This is a genomic window from Bradyrhizobium sp. AS23.2 (genome assembly GCF_001908185.1).
Taxonomy (GTDB): Bacteria; Pseudomonadota; Alphaproteobacteria; order Rhizobiales; family Xanthobacteraceae; genus Bradyrhizobium.
On record NZ_LGHM01000038.1, the window covers coordinates 1 to 16,679 of the forward strand.

At 63.9% G+C, this 16,679-nt stretch carries 10 protein-coding genes and 3 pseudogenes; 7 read left to right on the forward strand and 6 right to left on the reverse strand.

Features of this window, described 5'->3' with window-relative positions:
- A pseudogene (locus AC630_RS08450) lies at nucleotides 1-273 on the reverse strand (GlxA family transcriptional regulator); the annotation flags it as partial.
- A 90-nt stretch (nucleotides 274-363) separates the two neighbouring features.
- Between AC630_RS08450 and AC630_RS08455 the strand changes: the two are divergent.
- Nucleotides 364-1,050: a DJ-1/PfpI family protein gene (locus AC630_RS08455; RefSeq protein ID WP_074118028.1), complete on the forward strand. Its 687-nt coding sequence runs from the start codon at nucleotides 364-366 to the stop codon at nucleotides 1,048-1,050.
- Between the two features lie 445 nt (nucleotides 1,051-1,495).
- Here the strand turns inward: AC630_RS08455 and AC630_RS08460 are convergent, their stop codons facing one another.
- Entirely contained in the window at nucleotides 1,496-1,903 is a 408-nt protein-coding gene (locus AC630_RS08460) for an NADH:ubiquinone oxidoreductase subunit NDUFA12 (RefSeq protein ID WP_074118029.1), read from the reverse strand.
- 246 nt (nucleotides 1,904-2,149) lie between these two features.
- Here AC630_RS08460 and AC630_RS46190 point away from each other — a divergent pair.
- The 3 genes and pseudogenes from AC630_RS46190 (at nucleotide 2,150) to AC630_RS08475 (ending at nucleotide 5,683) form a co-directional block, all read left to right on the forward strand.
- Nucleotides 2,150-2,747: pseudogene (locus AC630_RS46190) on the forward strand (BA14K family protein).
- A 260-nt stretch (nucleotides 2,748-3,007) separates the two neighbouring features.
- Entirely contained in the window at nucleotides 3,008-3,430 is a 423-nt protein-coding gene (locus tag AC630_RS08470; protein WP_074118030.1) for a response regulator, read from the forward strand.
- Nucleotides 3,427-5,683: pseudogene (locus AC630_RS08475) on the forward strand (CHASE3 domain-containing protein). The gene AC630_RS08470 and the pseudogene AC630_RS08475 overlap by 4 nt, the downstream one beginning before the upstream one ends.
- A 130-nt stretch (nucleotides 5,684-5,813) precedes the next feature.
- Here AC630_RS08475 and AC630_RS08480 read toward each other — a convergent pair.
- The 3 genes from AC630_RS08480 to AC630_RS08490 all read right to left on the reverse strand — a co-directional run bounded on the left by AC630_RS08480 (nucleotide 5,814) and on the right by AC630_RS08490 (nucleotide 9,206).
- Nucleotides 5,814-7,352: a gamma-glutamyltransferase family protein gene (locus AC630_RS08480; RefSeq protein ID WP_245330306.1), complete on the reverse strand. Its 1,539-nt coding sequence runs from the start codon at nucleotides 7,350-7,352 to the stop codon at nucleotides 5,814-5,816.
- Nucleotides 7,353-7,433: 81 nt separating this feature from the next.
- A complete protein-coding gene (locus AC630_RS08485; RefSeq protein ID WP_074118032.1) occupies nucleotides 7,434-8,804 on the reverse strand; it encodes an MFS transporter in 1,371 nt (456 codons plus the stop codon).
- Between the two features lie 9 nt (nucleotides 8,805-8,813).
- Nucleotides 8,814-9,206, reverse strand: a complete 393-nt coding sequence (locus AC630_RS08490; RefSeq protein WP_349538205.1) for a RidA family protein — start codon at nucleotides 9,204-9,206, stop codon at nucleotides 8,814-8,816.
- Nucleotides 9,207-9,336: 130 nt separating this feature from the next.
- Between AC630_RS08490 and AC630_RS08495 the strand changes: the two genes are divergently transcribed.
- Nucleotides 9,337-9,807, forward strand: a complete 471-nt coding sequence (locus tag AC630_RS08495) for an Lrp/AsnC family transcriptional regulator (protein WP_074118033.1) — start codon at nucleotides 9,337-9,339, stop codon at nucleotides 9,805-9,807.
- Nucleotides 9,808-9,971: 164 nt separating this feature from the next.
- Nucleotides 9,972-11,189: a diaminopropionate ammonia-lyase gene (locus AC630_RS08500; RefSeq protein WP_074118034.1), complete on the forward strand. Its 1,218-nt coding sequence runs from the start codon at nucleotides 9,972-9,974 to the stop codon at nucleotides 11,187-11,189.
- A gap of 37 nt (nucleotides 11,190-11,226) precedes the next feature.
- Here AC630_RS08500 and AC630_RS08505 read toward each other — a convergent pair whose 3' ends face one another.
- Nucleotides 11,227-12,123 (reverse strand): DMT family transporter, encoded by an 897-nt coding sequence (locus tag AC630_RS08505; protein ID WP_074118035.1) that lies wholly within the window; start codon nucleotides 12,121-12,123, stop codon nucleotides 11,227-11,229.
- A gap of 768 nt (nucleotides 12,124-12,891) precedes the next feature.
- Between AC630_RS08505 and AC630_RS08515 the strand changes: the two genes are divergently transcribed.
- Nucleotides 12,892-16,662: a vitamin B12-dependent ribonucleotide reductase gene (locus AC630_RS08515; RefSeq protein ID WP_074118036.1), complete on the forward strand. Its 3,771-nt coding sequence runs from the start codon at nucleotides 12,892-12,894 to the stop codon at nucleotides 16,660-16,662.
- Nucleotides 16,663-16,679: the final 17 nt, after the last annotated feature.

The following is a 16,679-nucleotide window of genomic DNA, read 5'->3' on the forward strand; positions in this document are numbered from 1 at the left end:
CCGCTGCACAAAGGCGCGCGTGACCTCGCAGCGCGCCGCGCCTGCAACGCCGGCGCCGCCCGCCACGACCAGCGTCGTGATCGCATTCGCCGACTTGAAATCGCGCGCCACCATCTCGACGCCGGACGAACTGCGCACGGGCCCCGCGTTCAGCGCCAGCACCCGGATCCCGGTCGTCGTCTTGCCGGTGCAGCGCGCCGCGATCTCGAACACGGAGATCGGGCCGGCTGCATCGAGCAACTGGAAATCCGGGAAGATCAGGATGCCGATCACGGTCATGTCCGAAATAGAGGGAAATTCGCCATTTTGGACGGAAGAGCATCATGCCAATTTGTTCCGTCAAGCTCATAGTTGGAGGCTCCCATGTCGACACCGCTCCAGATCGGACTTTTGGTGTTTCCGCGCGTCACCCAGCTCGACTTCACCGGCCCCTTGCAGGTGTTTTCGAACATACCCGGCGCGAAGCTGCATCTGATCTGGAAGCGCATCGAACCGGTGCCGAGCGACTCCGTGCTGACGTTGACGCCGACCACGACGTTCGCCGATTGCCCGCAACTCGACGTGATCTGCGTGCCCGGTGGCGGCGGCACCAACGACTTGCTCAATGATGAGGAGGTGCTCGACTTCCTGCGGCGGCAGGCCGAGGGCGCAAAGTACGTCACGTCGGTCTGTACGGGATCGCTGGCGCTCGGCGCTGCCGGCCTGCTCAAGGGCTACCGGGCTGCGACCCATTGGAGCGCGATGGAGATGCTCGCCCAGTTCGGCGCAACGCCGACCAAGACGCGTGTCTGCATCGATCGCAACCGCGTCACGGGCGGCGGCGTCACCGCAGGAATCGATTTCGCACTGACGCTGGTGTCGATCCTGATCGACCGCACGACGGCGGAGGCGATCCAGCTCCAGCTCGAATACAATCCGGCCCCGCCGTTCAATTCAGGCTCGCCCGAAACCGCGCCCGCCGAAGTGCTGGCGATGCTCAGGGAGCGCGGCGCGCAAAACCAGGCGCGACGACTCGCGGCGGTGAAGCTAGCGGCTGAAAGGGTGATGTAGCTTCTGCTTTCGTGTCCCGGACGCGCTGCAGCGCTCTTTGCGCTGCTGCGCAGAGCCGGGACCCAGATCGTTACACGCCGCACCGCGTCCGGGACACACAACTCATGCCAACAGAGAAAGGCCGCTCGGTTTCCCAAGCGGCCTTTCCTGTCTTACGGCGGCGCACATTCACATCGGGCGATTCCGGAACGTCCAGACCGGGGGCCTATCTCCCGATCGAGTCCTGGTCGGCGGCCGCTGCATCTCGGGACAGTCGCGAACTGTTGCCCGAACCGAACGCAATGGTCTCCCATCTCCGTAAGATGGGATCATTGAGCCGCATCGCTCGCGTGCCGGCAACGGGCAAGCAGGCATCGTCCCCGCTGTTCCCGTTGTCCACAGCGGCGTGAGAGGGATGCGGGTGCATCCAATCGAGCGATGAAGATTCGCGCTTGGAGCCGGATGCCTAGCCAGGCGTCCAGGACTGGTAGTCGCCGGTCGCCTTCGGCCGCCGGCCGCTGGCGAGCGTCGAGCCCGAAGGACGGTAGGCCTTTGCCGTGCCCGTGAGATTCGGCTGGTGCGGCTTTTCCCACTCGCGCGGCTGGTAGTTGGTCTCGGTCGGCGGCGTGTCGACGACGTGATGAATCCAGCCGTGCCAGGATGGCGGGATGCGGCTCGCTTCGGCGTAGCCGTTGTAGATCACCCAGCGCCGCTCGAAGCCGAGCGTCGGATCGATCGCCCCGCCGCGGGTGCGGTAATAGAGATTGCCCTGCTCATCCTGGCCGACCAGCTCCCCATACCGCTTGGTCCACAGTTGGGTGCCAAACGTCTGGCCATTCCACCAGGTGAAGAACTTCAGAAAAAACTGTTTCATGCGGCAAGGGCCCTGCTTCGTAGGGTCCTGATGCCATCCGGACGGAGAAATGTCCAGTTCGGCGGGTGCGGCCGTGCCCCACGCAATTGCGGTGCCCGAGCCACGGACCGCCGCCGCAAATCGGGCATGATCCGTTCATGCCGGGTACAGCGTCCCGGTGAGACGCTCCCTTCGCACGCAAACGGTCGTGATCCCGGGAACCACGGCCCTGTCCTAGGGTTGGCTTTCCGGGAAAGGAGCTTGATCATGAAAAGTCTAAAAGTTTTGAGCGCCGCGGCAGCAGTGGCGTTGGTCCTCCCGTTGGCGACGCCGAGCTTCGCGCAGGGCCCTAGCCGCGGTGCTGCGGTTGGTGGTGGCGGCGGCGCTCATTTTGGTGGTGGCGGCGGTGCCCGCATGGGCGGAGGTCCCGTTGGCGGCGCACGGATCGGCGGCGGTGGTGGCAATTTCGCGGCCGGCGCAGCAGTCCGCCCGAGCGGTGGAGCCCCCTTTGCCGGCGGCCGCGGCGCTGCGGTCGCGGGTAACAACTGGCATGGTGGCGGCGGCAACTGGCATGGCGGCGGCGGCAACTGGCAGGGCGGCGGCTGGCATCGTCGCGGCGGCTTCTGGCCCGGCTTCGCGGCGGGCGCTGCGATCGGGGGGCGTCGGCTCGTACGCCTATTACGGTGGCGGATATTACGATGATCCCTACTACTATGGTGACAGCTACTATGACGAGCCGTCAGTCGCGGTCGTGCCCGACAGCGGCGGTGACTCCGCAGCTTACTGCGCACAGCGCTTCAGGTCGTATGACCCGGCCTCGGGCACGTATCTCGGCTACGACGGCCAGCGTCATCCCTGCCCGTAATCGATGAGACAACGTTTGACGGAAAAGGCGCCGCAGCGATGCGGCGCCTTTTTCGTTTGTCTTCGTTTGTCGCGCATTCAGCGCTCGTTTCGCGCGTCACACGCGCATCTCGTGCGACGTTCTGTACACGCGCGCACGCGCGGACCTCTATTCACCGCACCGTGCATATCTACATTGATCCAATCCCAAATTGACCCACTCCACGATTCGCCTATATCAGCCATGGGTATGGGACTTCGATCGATCTACTGGGAAATGTCATGCCGCGTATCCTCGTGGTAGATGACGATCCGATGGTCGGCGCGACCATCGAGGTCCTCCTCCAACGTCAGGGCTTCGACGTCACGATGGCCGACGGCGGAGAAACGGGACTTGCTGCGCTCGAAACGCAGATGTTTGATGTGATGCTCGTCGACATCTTCATGCCGCACATGCGCGGCTTCGAATCCATCCGCATCTTTCACGAGCGCGCGCCGGCAATCCCGCTGATTGCGATGTCCGGCTATGCCTTCGCCTCATCCGCCTCGCCCTCTCCCGATTTCCTGCGCATGGCGCTGGAACTCGGCGCGACGCGCTGCCTGCGCAAGCCGTTCACGCCGGACGTGCTGCTGACCACGATTCGGGAATGCCTCGGCGGCCCCGGCGAGAGCGCGCAGCCGAAGGACAAGAAAGAAGCACCTTGATCCCAACGCAGCGCGTCATTCTCGGTGCTGGACTTGCCATCCTCCTGATCATCACCGCAGCCTCGATCGGACTCGACGTCAAGTCGCGGTCGGATTCCGCCTGGGTCAACCACACCGTCGAGGTGCTGAAGAAGATTTCGGACGTGCGCCTCTGGGTCCGCCGCGCCGAGAGCGCAGCGCGTGGCTATGAAATCTACCAGACGGCCGGATTTTTCGACGAATTCCAGGCGGCGAAGAGCCGGATCGCGCCGGCGCTCGCCGAGCTCAAGCTCGCGGTCCGCGACAATGCCGATCAAGAGCGACTGCTGGCGGCCACCGAACCGCTGATCCTGCGGCGACTGGATGTTGCCGCCGAAGCGGTGCGCCTGCGCGCCGACGGCGATGGGCCCGGCGTCCAGGCGCTGGTCGGCCGCGCCGAGGGCCGTGGCCTGATGGATGCGCTCACGGCCAATCTCGATCGGCTGGCCGCCGGCGAAGAGAAGCTGCTTGCCGACCGCGAAGCGGACTCGCGCCGGACCGGCATCGTGCTGCTCGGCATCGACATCGTCGGCGCGCTGGTCATCCTGCTGCTGGTCCTGATGCTGATGCGCGAGAGCCAGCGCACCCAGGTCGCGCTCAAGAGCACGCTGCTGGAGACCACGGCCGCCAAGGAGGCGCTCGAGGCGGCGGTTGCCGAGCGCACCGAGCATCTCGTCAACGCCCATGACGAGCTTCGCCTGTCGGTCAACGTGCTCCAGAGCACGTTCCACAGCATGGCGGAGGCTGTGCTGGTCATCGACGACAATGCCGACGTGCTGCTCTCCAATCCGGCGGCGGAGCGCATATTGCTGCATCGGACCGGCATGAACCTGCGCAATCTGCGCGTGATATCCGACGTGTTTCACGGCGACGGCGTGACGCCGCTCGAGGCCGAGGAACTGCCGTCGGCGCGCGTCCTGCGCGGCGAGCACTTCGAAGAGCTGGAGATGATCGTCCGTCCGCACAGCGGCGATCAACCGCGCCATCTGATGATCAGCGGCCGGCCGATGCGTGACGGGCAAGGCCATATCTCCGGCGCCGTGCTGGTCTATCACGACGCGACCCATTCGCGCGAGACCGAGCGGCAATTGCACCAATCGCAGAAGCTGGACGCGATCGGCAAGCTGACCGGCGGCGTCGCGCACGACTTCAACAACATGCTCACGGTGATCTCCGGCAACACGGAGACGCTGGTGGCGAGCCTGAAGCAGCAGCCGGAACTGCAGCGCGTCGCGCGGCTGATCGACGATGCCGCCGAGCGCTGCGCCGAGCTGATCCAGCATCTGCTCGCGTTTGCGCGCCGACAGCCGCTCCAGCCGCGCAATGTCGAGATCAACGCCGCGATCACCGATATCGCCAAGCTGCTGCGCCCCACCCTCGGCGAGCAGATCCAGATCGAGACCGTGCTGGAACAGGGCCCGATGACCTCGCACATCGACCCGTCCCGGCTCACCAACGCGGTGCTCAACATGGCGATCAACGCCCGCGACGCCATGCCCAACGGCGGCAAGCTGTTGCTGGAGACCCAACGCCTCGTGCTCGACGAGGCCTATGCGCAGGCCAATCCGGACGTGGCGCCCGGCCCTTACGTGATGCTCGCGGTCAGCGACACCGGCACCGGCATGTCGCCCGAGATCCGGCAGAAGGCATTCGAGCCGTTCTTCACCACCAAGGAGGTCGGCAAGGGATCCGGTCTCGGCCTCTCCATGGTCTACGGCTTCGTCAGGCAGTCCGGCGGCCACATCAAGATCTACAGCGAGGAAGGCCACGGCACCACGATCAAGCTCTATCTGCCACCGGGCGAAGGCATCACCGAAGCGGCCGCCCCCCCCGACGCCGCAGGCCGAAGGCGGCGCCGAGACCATTTTCGTGGTCGAGGACGACGCGCTGGTGCGCAACTTCGTCACCGTGCAGCTCCAGAGCCTCGGCTACAAGACGGTCGCCGCCGCCGACAGCCGCGCCGCGCTGCAATTGATCGAGGCCGGCCAGGGCTTCGACCTTCTCTTCACCGACGTGGTCATCCCCGGCGGCATGAGCGGGCGCGAGCTCGCCGAAGAGGTGGCGAAGCGGCGCCCGGGCCTGAAGGTGCTCTACACCTCCGGCTACACCGACAACGCCATCGTCCACCACGGCAAGCTCGACGACGGCGTGCTGCTGCTGACCAAACCCTATCGCCGCAACCAGCTCGCCGAGATGATCCGCAAGGCGCTGAACGGCGGAATGAGGGCAAGCTAGACGCTTACTTTTGGCCCGCGTTGCGGTCAGAATGCTTTGAGGTCGGCGACGAGCCTGATTGCGGCGCAGTAGCTGGCCCCACCAAAGGTTCGCGAGATGGCGAAGCCAGCGCCGCCATTGCCGGCCAGGTTCAGATTCCTAGCGCAATGCCATCCCGACGAGAGTCGGCAGCACCAACCAATCCGCCACCGTCGTGGTCGAGCCAAATGGCCTGAGCCGTTCCGATCGGGTTTTCCGCCCAGCGGGGCGTGTGTCCCAGCCTCGCCAACCCGTCCATCACCACTACCGAAACGGTATGTTCCAATTCCAGGTCGACCCCACGAGCAAAGATTCGCGGGAAGTCGATCGCCTCCTGAATCGTCATGCCGCAATCGAGCACATTGGAGAGCAGGAGCATCTGCCCCATTGGCTGGAAATGGCCACCCGTGACACCGAATGACATCGCCGTCTCATTGTCGCGCGTCAGCAGCGCCGGAATAATCGTGTGTAGAGGTCGCTTTCGTCCGCGAATGACGTTCGGATGATCGTTGGCGACGGAAAAGCCGCAGCCCCTGTTGTGAAGCAGCACTCCGCTCCGGGCGGCAACTATTCCGCTTCCGAAATCGTCGAAGATCGAGTTGATCAGCGATACGGCGAAGCGGTCTTCGTCCACCACGGAGATATAGGTCGTATCGCGATGCTCCGGCGTCGGACAAGGAAGGGCCCACTCGTCATTGCGCTTCGACATGTCGATGTGGCTCGCAATTGCCTGTATCCTGTCCCTGGCGAGCAACTTGTCCGCGATCTCTCCGGTGGAGGCAGGGTCCGCGACTAACGCGTCCCTATCGGCATAGGCGGCGCGGGCAACTTCAGCTAGGAAGTGAAATCGCTGCACCGACATTGCCTCGTACTTGCCGCGTAGCTCGCCGTCGAGCAGCATCGCCATCTGCAGGGCAGTCACTCCCTGCCCGTTCGGTCGGCATTCCCACAACTCGTAGCCTCGATATTTACGGGAGATCGGTTGTTCATAGGCCGGAGTCCAGGAAGCAAAGTCATCCGGTGCATGCACGCCATCCATCTGTGCAAGCGTCTGCACGATGTCATCGGCAATCCATCCCTCGTAGAAGCAATCGGCTCCCTCTTGAGCGATTGCCTTCAATGTCCGGGCGAGCGCCAGCTGCACGTGCCGTTCGCCGGCCGCGGGCGAGCGTCCCTGAGGGAGAAAGATCTCGCGGCACGCCGGGTGTCGGCTTAGCTTGCCGATCTGCCGGCTCCAGTCCCGCGCCAGCCTAGGTGAAACCGCATAACCCCTCTCGGCCAGCATGATGGCTGGCGCGAGCAGTCGCTCCCACTCCAACCTGCCATAGTCGTTCGCCAATCGGCTCCATGCGCGGACGGCACCTGGGACGGTCACCGCCTCCGGAGTACCCGGCTCGATCTGATCGATGCCCCGTTCTGCCAACAAGGTCGCAGAAGCGCCCCTTGGAGCCCATCCCGAGCCATTCATTGCAACAACGGCATGTCCCGGCTTCTTCAGGAGAGCAAAGCAATCACCGCCTATGCCGGTTTGGCTCGGCTCGACGACCGCAAGAACGGCCGCAGCGGCAATCGCGCCGTCGATCGCGTTGCCTCCCTCCCTGAGCGCGTCCAGAGCGGCCAGGGAAGCGAGGGGGTGCGAGGTAGCGACCATGCTCCGGAATCCATGGACTTCGGAGCGGCCAGGACGCTGAAAGTCCCTCATGTGCGGTTATCCGTATACCAGCGCTTGCACCTACGAGACCACGGTCGTCGCCTTGAGCTGGGGCTCCGTCGAGGGCTCTTGGAATATCTGTTCGAGAGGAATTCCACGCGTCTCACGCCCCAACAGGGCCATCGACGCCGCCTGAACAACCAGGAGCGCTGCGATCGCCGTTACCACGCCCGAGATACCATAGGCATTGAACACTGAGACGATCAGGAAAGGCGTCACCAGGGTGGTCAGCCGCGCAATCCCAATGCAAATCGCGTTGCAGCGGACCCGAACCGCGGTGGGAAACAACTCGGGCAGATAGACCGCCTGTATCGTTGCAAGGAGAAAGTAGACGAGACTGAACAGCACGAATCCGCAGATCACCGCACCGACCTGGCTTGTCGCCTGGCCAAAAAGCACCGAGAGCGCAGCCGCAAGAACCGAGCCGACGACGACCGCCGGACGACGACCGATCCGATCGATGATTGCGAACGCAACGAAGGCACCAACCGGCCCGCCAAGCGACATAAGCGCCGACAACCCGAGCGACTGGTTGATCGGCATCCCCTGCTTCAGCAAGAACGACGGGATCCAATTCACGAGACCATACAGCGCCGCGAACATCGCAACCTGCAGAATCGTGCCGAGAACAAGAGGACGGACTAGCTTCGCCTGCCACAGGCTTTCACCTTTGGCTGCCTGCGTCGTCGCTGGAGCCTGAAGCTCGCCGCCCTCCTCGATGACCTTGCGTTCGATCGCGGCGACAATACGATCCGCCTCATCGAAACGGTTGTGCGCTTCCAGCCAGCGTGGAGATTCCGGCAACGATTTGCGGAGCAACAACAAACCCAGGGCGCAAACGCCGGGCACCACGAACATCACGCGCCAGCCGAATACCGGAATCAAGGCCCAGCTCATCATGGTTGACGCGAGCAGACCGAAGCTGGACATCATCGACAAAAGCGCCTGCCAGCGTCCGCGACGGGCGGGCGGCGTGAATTCGGAGAGCGTGCTGTAACCGACGGTCAGCTCGGCGCCAAGGCCGACGCCTGCGACGAAGCGGAAGATCGTGAGATAGAAGATATCCGGCGCAGCGGCGCAGGCCAGCGTAGCCACACCGAACACCGCGAGGTTGAACTGGAATGTCAACCTGCGACCGTATCGATCGGCTATGATCCCCGACCCGATCGTGCCGATGAGCATGCCCGCGAACGTCGCCGATACGAACGTCGCATTCTGAGCCAGATCGGAGAAGCCGATCGCCAGCAACTGACCGAGGACAGCTCCCGCTACATAAATATCGAAATTGTCGGTAAACAGTCCGCCGGCAACCAGCCCGAACAGACGCCGATGAAAATTGGTGAGCGGAAGTCGGTCCAGCCGCGCCGCCGCCGTGTGTCGGGCATCCTGCATCGTTTCCCCCTATCGCTTGGCAATACAATCAATTTCGACGAGCGCGTCGCGAACCAGGTCGGTGACACCGACACATGTCCTGACCGGCCGCTCTCCTTCGGCAAAGAACCGGCCGTAGACGGCGTTCAGCCCGTCATAATCCCGCTTGAAGTCGGTCAGGAACACGCGAACGCTCACCACGTGACGCAAGGTCATTCCCAGCGAGGCCAGCACCCGTTCCATGTTCTGAAGTGTGCGCTCCGTCTGCGCTTCGATGCCGGCGGAGAGCGGCTCGTCCGGAGCTTCGAGATTGCGACCGAACTGTCCGGTGAGAAAAACAAAACCGTCCGCTTCGACGGCATGGCTGCTTGGAGACATCGATTTTGGGAAACCGTCCAGAATGTGCCGCTTGATAATTGTCATGCGTCCTCGCCTCGCTGAGTTCGGCACGCGTCGCGCGAGCCCGACCATTCGCGAGAAACTACGTCGCTGCTCTTGCGAATTGGGCGCTAATTTGATGTGCTTTACGCAAATATTTCTCAGGGGAGCACATATGACAGCGACGATAGATGCAGCCGATGCCCGCATTCTTCGTTACTCGCAAAAGGACAATACGAGGCCTCACAGGGAAATCGCGGACAAGATCGGGCTCTCGGTCGCGGCCGTCGCGAGACGCATCCAGCGCCTGCGCGAGGAGAAAATCATCGCAGCCGATGTGAGCGTCGTCGATCAGGATCGCGTCGGGCGGCCGCTGACTCTCATCGTCGAAGTCACCATCGAGAACGAGCGGCTGGATCTGCTCGACAAGATGCGCAAGCGGTTCGCCGAGTGCCCTCAGGTGCAGCAATGCTACTACATCACCGGCGAAGTGGATTTCGTCCTGATCATGAATGTCCGCGACATGGACGAATATACCAACCTGACGCGCGAGCTGTTCTTCGAAGGAGGAAACGTAAAGAATTTTCGAACCTTCGTTTCCATGCGCCGCATCAAGACAGGATGCGAGGTGATCGTATCGAGCTGATCTCCTCCCAGCTGCGGACCGACGCGCTGCACAAATTTCTCGCAGGGGCGCCGAAAAACGAGCCAAACGCGCATGATGGGTGAGCTAGAAGGAGCGGAAGCCGCAATTCGGGTTGAAGGTCGACCCGTTCAAGCAGCTTTCAGCTTTGTACTCACGGTGACGCCATGACGCTTCTTTTGAACAGGGATCCTCAATATCGCACGCCGCTCGACGAGTCGGATCGACAAAGTTTGAGCGATGCGGCTGCCGCCGAAGCGTTGGCTTTCCTGAGCACGAGAGACGATTACGTTCCGACCCCATTGCACGAACTGCGGGCGCTTGCGGACAGATTTGGAGTCGGCGCCATCTTCGTCAAGGACGAGAGCACACGACTGGGACTCGGAAGCTTCAAGGCGCTGGGGGGATCATACGCGGTCGAAAAGCTCGTCCTGGAAGAGGCGAGCAGCCGCCTGAACCGCTCTTTCGACGGGCGCGACCTGCGCGATCCGGATGTCCGTCAAATCGCTCGAACGGTCACGGTCGCCTGCGCGACCGATGGGAATCATGGGCGCTCGGTCGCGCAAGGCGCGAAACTGATGGGCGCGAACGCCGTCATATTCGTGCATGCCGGCGTGAGCGAAGAGCGCGAGCGCGCCATTTCGCGGCTGGGCGCTCGTATCGTCCGCGTCGATGGAACGTACGATGACAGTGTTGCGGAAGCATCGCGCGTCTCCGCCGAGAACGGCTGGATTGTCGTTTCCGACACGTCATGGCCGGGATACGAGCGGATACCTTCACTGGTCATGCAGGGCTACACCGTGATGGTCGGGGAGCTGATGGACCAGATGCCGGCGCCTCCGACCCATATCTTCATTCAAGCTGGTGTTGGCGGAATCGCGGCCGCACTGGCGGCGCGCTTCGCCCTCCTCCTGCACGACCGGCGGCCGTTCGTCACGGTGGTCGAGCCGGCACGAGCCGCCTGCGTCCTCCAGGCTGCGATGTCCGGCAGAGCTGTCAAGATCGACGCCGGCGCTCCCACCGTCATGGCGATGCTCGAATGCTACGAGGCGTCGCTGGTCGCATGGCGCATCCTGTCGAAGGTCGGCGATGCGTTCATGACCGTCGATGAAACCGATGCCATCGACGCGATGAAGATTCTCGCCAGCCCGGTCGCAGCAGACGTCCCAATCGTTGCCGGAGAGAGCGGCGCCGTGGGTCTGGCCGCACTGATACGCGCAGCCAATGACGAAAGGATGAGAGGCGCACTTGGCCTCGGGCCGAATTCGCGGGTGCTTCTTATCAACACGGAAGGCGCGACCGATCCCGATCAATATGCCAAGTTGACAGGGGTGTCGCCCGACCAGGTGTCAAGGCCGGTCCGGATGCCCTTTGCAACGACCTGACCCCGGTCTTGCAGCGCCACCGGGTGCGTGAACGCTTCTAGCGCGTCGCCAGCACCACGGCTGCGAGCGTGAAGATCAGCGCGGCGATCTGCCCTGCCCCGAGCGGCTCGTGCAGCGCGAGCGCCGAGGCCACGACGCCAATGACCGGCACGGCCATGGTGCCGATCGCGGCGACGGAAGCCGGCAGACGCGCCAGCGCGGCGAACCAGCTAACATAGGCGATGCAGAACTGCACCACGGTCGAATAGACCAGCAGCAGCCAGCCGACCGGCGTCACCAGCTCCAGATGCGTGGTCTCGATGATGGGGCCGATGATCGCGATCGGCAGGCAGCCGATCCCGATCTGCCAGGCCGCGGCCGTGATCGGCGGCAGATGGATGGGGTACTTTTTCGAGAACACCGTGCCGACGGCGAAACCGATAGCGCCGCACAGCGCCATGATGATGCCCGGCAGCTTTTCCGCGCTCGCGGCGATGCCGTTGCCGCCCATGATCGCGGCAAGCCCCACAAAGGCCATCACCAGCGCCAGCGTGCGCAACAATGTCGGCCGCTCGCCCAGCACCGGCCAGGCAATGATCGAGGCCCAGACCGGCATGGTGTAGGCGATCAGTGCCGCCTCGCTCGCAGGCAACCAGAGCAGCGCCAGGCCCATCAGCACCATCCAGCCGGTGACGTTGAGGACGGCGGCGGTCACGAGGCGCGGCCAGATCCTGGGGTCGACCCGCAGGCTCTGCCGGCGGATCACCGCCAGGGCGGCGAGCAGGAGCGCGCCCAACACCCCGGTCACCCCGCGCAGCGTCAGCGGCGGCAGCTCGCCCAGCAGGAATTTCGTCACTGGCCAGTTGAAGCCCCAGCCGATCGAGGTGATGGCGAGGAACATCAGGCCGGCCGGGGCGATGCGCGGTCGCTGCACCGGCCGAGTCGAATCAAGCATATGGGGGTACCCGGCGGAAAACGGGGTCAGCTTGGCGCGGATTCGCACCCCGTACCACCACCTCGGCGGGCATGCCTGCCCTCACCTTCCGTAACGCTACGTGAGTCCCACCGACGCAATCCCGTTGCCCAAAAATATACCTGCCCTGTGAACAGCGGGATGAAGGGTCCGCATCCACACAAGATGGAAATTTTTTCGGTTGGGAATCCCTGAGGACTCACTGATACTTGGCTCAACAACAGGCGCGGGCTTGCCCCCTGTTATCCCCCGCAATCCACCATATTTAGTATTTGATTCAGGAACTCGCACTAGTTCTTGACGGGCGCGACGGAGAGTCCTAGCTTTCGGTCTGTTCGGCGCGAGTGAGTTTGCGTCCCGCCGGCACTCCCCCAAAGGGTCTCGCAAATCGCCACTCCGCCAGCCAGCCAAAGCCAGCGGGATGAGGGCTTGTCTGCCCGCGGTAGCGGACTTCCAGGGCGCCAGAACGGGCCGGCAACAGGCTCGGATGGCATCGGTTGAAGTTGTGACGTTGTGGAGCGTTGAACGCATGTCGCGCACATCCCTTTGGGGCGGATGGGTGTGGACATGCCGGCGGATGAGAGGTGCACGCACCGACCCATCGCGCCGGGAGAAACTGGGCCGGATCCACCGGCTTAACTGCGAAGCCTCAAAGGGCGGCAAGGCCCCTCGAGGGCTCGCGAAACGAAATACCGACCAGGGCGCCTGAACGGAGGCAGTCCGGTCAAAGATGAAGGACGGGGCAAGACCATGCGGATTGAGCGGCGCCACACCACGGTAGGACAGTCACCTTACGCCGGGATCGAATTCCGGCTGACCACGTCGGAGATCAGGAATCCCGACGGCTCGGTCGTGTTCAAGCTTGAGAACGTCGAGGTGCCGACCGAGTGGTCGCAGGTCGCCTCCGACGTCCTCGCCCAGAAGTATTTCCGTAAAGCCGGCGTTGCCGCGCGCCTGAAGAAGGTCGAGGAGGAATCCGTCCCCTCCTTCCTGTGGCGCTCGGTGCCCGACACTGATGCCCTCGCGGCTCTGCCCGAGAAAGAGCGCTTCGTCAGCGAGCTCTCGGCCAAGCAGGTGTTCGACCGCCTCGCCGGCTGCTGGACTTATTGGGGCTGGAAGGGCGGTTACTTCACCAACGATGAAGACGCCCAGGCCTTCTATGACGAGCTCCGCTACATGCTCGCCATGCAGATGGTCGCGCCGAACTCGCCGCAATGGTTCAACACCGGCCTGCACTGGGCCTATGGCATCGACGGCCCCGGCCAGGGTCACTATTACGTCGACCCCTTCACCGGCAAGCTGACCAAGTCCAAGTCGGCCTATGAGCATCCGCAGCCGCACGCCTGCTTCATCCAGGGCGTCGGTGACGACCTCGTCAACGAGGGCGGCATCATGGACCTCTGGGTCCGCGAGGCGCGCCTGTTCAAATACGGCTCCGGCACCGGCTCCAACTTCTCGCGCCTGCGCGGCGAAGGCGAGAAGCTCTCCGGCGGCGGCCGCTCCTCCGGCCTGATGAGCTTCCTCAAGATCGGCGATCGCGCTGCGGGCGCGATCAAGTCGGGCGGCACCACGCGCCGCGCGGCCAAGATGGTCGTCGTCGACGTCGATCACCCCGATATCGAGACCTATATCGACTGGAAGGTGAAGGAGGAGCAGAAGGTTGCCGCTCTCGTCACCGGATCCAAGATCAACCAGAAGCACCTCAAGGCCGTGCTGAAGGCCTGCGTGAACTGCGAAGGCTCGGGCGACGATTGCTTCGACCCCGAGAAGAACCCTGCGCTCCGCCGCGAGATCAAGCTCGCGCGCCGCAGCCTCGTGCCTGACAACTACATCAAGCGCGTCATCCAGTTCGCCAAGCAGGGCTACAAGGACATCCAGTTCGACACCTACGACACCGACTGGGATTCGGAAGCCTACCTCACGGTCTCCGGCCAGAACTCCAACAACTCGGTCTCGCTGAAGGACGATTTTCTGCGCGCCGTCGAGACCGACGGCGACTGGAATCTCGTGGGACGCACCACGAAGAAGGTGACGAAGACGCTGAAGGCGCGCGACCTCTGGGAGAAGATTGGCTACGCCGCCTGGGCGTCGGCCGACCCGGGCCTGCACTTCAACACCACGATGAACGACTGGCACACCTGCAAGGCGTCCGGTGACATCCGCGCGTCCAATCCGTGCTCGGAATACATGTTCCTGGACGACACGGCGTGCAACCTTGCCTCCGCCAACCTGCTGACGTTCTACAACACCACCACGAAGCTCTTCGATGTCGCCGGCTACGAGCACCTCTGCCAGCTCTGGACCATCGTGCTCGAAATCTCCGTGATGATGGCGCAGTTCCCGTCGAAGGCGATCGCCGAGCTCTCCTACGAGTTCCGCACGCTGGGCCTCGGCTACGCCAACATCGGCGGCCTCCTGATGACCATGGGCCTGTCCTATGACAGCAAGGAGGGCCGCGCGCTCTGCGGCGCGCTGACCGCGGTGATGACCGGCATCACCTACAAGACCTCGGCCGAGATCGCCGCCGAGCTCGGCACCTTCCCCGGCTACAAGAAGAACGCCGCGCACATGCTGCGCGTGATCCGCAACCACCGCCGCGCCGCGCATGGCGAGGTCTCCGGCTACGAGGCGCTCAGCGTCAACCCGGTGCCGCTCGACCACGCCTCCTGCCCGCAGGCCGACCTGATCACGCATGCACGATCCGCCTGGGATGCGGCGCTCGAGCTCGGCGAGAAGCACGGCTATCGCAACGCCCAGACCACGGTGATCGCGCCCACCGGCACGATCGGCCTTGTGATGGACTGCGATACGACGGGCATCGAACCGGACTTCGCCCTCGTAAAATTCAAGAAGCTCGCCGGCGGCGGCTACTTCAAGATCATCAACCGTGCGGTGCCGTCCGCGCTGCGCGCGCTCGGCTATCGCGAGAGCGAGATTGCGGAGATCGAGGCCTATGCCGTCGGCCACGGCTCCCTCTCCAACGCGCCCGGCATCAACGCCTCGACGCTGAAGGCCAAGGGCTTTACCGATGAAGCGATCGCCAAGGTCGAAAAGGCCCTGCCGACCGCCTTCGACATCAAGTTCGCCTTCAACAAGTGGACCTTTGGCGAAGATTTTATCCGCGACCAGCTCGGCATCGGTGCCGAGGCGATCGCGGCCCCCGGCTTCGACCTGCTCCAGGCCGTGGGCTTCACCAAGCGCGAGATCGAGGCGGCCAACGTCCACATCTGCGGCGCGATGACGGTGGAAGGTGCTCCGCACCTGAAGGCCGAGCACTATGCGGTGTTCGACTGCGCCAACCCCTGCGGCAAGATCGGCAAGCGCTATCTGTCGGTCGAAAGCCACATCCGCATGATGGCGGCGGCGCAGCCCTTCATCTCCGGTGCGATCTCCAAGACCATCAACATGCCGAACGACGCCACGGTGGAGGACTGCAAGTCCGCCTACATGCTGTCGTGGAAGCTGGCGCTGAAGGCCAACGCGCTCTATCGCGACGGCTCCAAGCTCTCCCAGCCGCTCAACTCGCAGCTCATCAGCGACGATGAGGACGAGGACGATGCGGTCGACCATCTCTACGAGAAGCCGATGGCGGCGCGTGCCGCCCAGGTCTCGGAAAAGATCGTCGAGAAGCTGGTCGAGCGCATCATCGTGATGCGCGAGCGCGAGAGGATGCCGGATCGCCGCAAGGGCTACACCCAGAAGGCGGTCGTCGGCGGCCATAAAGTCTATCTCCGCACCGGCGAGTATGACGACGGCCGTCTCGGCGAGATCTTCATCGACATGCACAAGGAAGGCGCGGCGCTCCGCTCCTTCATCAACAACTTCGCCATCGCGGTGTCGCTGGGCCTCCAGTACGGCGTGCCGCTGGACGAATATGTCGACGCCTTCACCTTCACCCGCTTCGAGCCGGCGGGCCCCGTACAGGGCAACGACAGCATCAAGTACGCGACCTCGATCCTCGACTACGTCTTCCGCGAGCTGGCGGTGAGCTACCTCTCCCGCTTCGACCTCGCCCACGTCGATCCCAACGAGACGGGCTTTGACGCGCTCGGCAAGGGCGTCGAGGAAGGCAAGGAGCCGGACGACGAGGCGGGCCACCACGCGACCAAGCTGGTCTCGCGCGGCCTCACCCGCTCCCGCACCGACAACCTCGTCGTGATGCGCGGCGGCACGACTGCGGTCGCCCAGGGCAACGACAGCGCCCCGACCGGCGGCAGCAAGGTCACGGCGCTGGCCTCCCACGGCACGTCGGCCCGCGTCGGCGATGCCCTCGAAGGCGCCGTCGCCCTGAAGCAGGAAGCGGCCCACGACCTCTCTCCGACGGAGAAGCTCGAGCAGATCCAGTGGAGCAAGGCCGGCACCGCGCAAACGCTGGTGCCAACCAAAGCCGAGCGCCGCGCGGAAGCGAAAGCCAAGGGCTACGAGGGCGAGATGTGCTCGGAGTGCGGCAACTTCACGCTGGTGCGGAATGGCACGTGCATGAAGTGCGATACTTGCGGGTCTACTACCGGGTGCTCCTGATTATTCCTGAGGCTGTC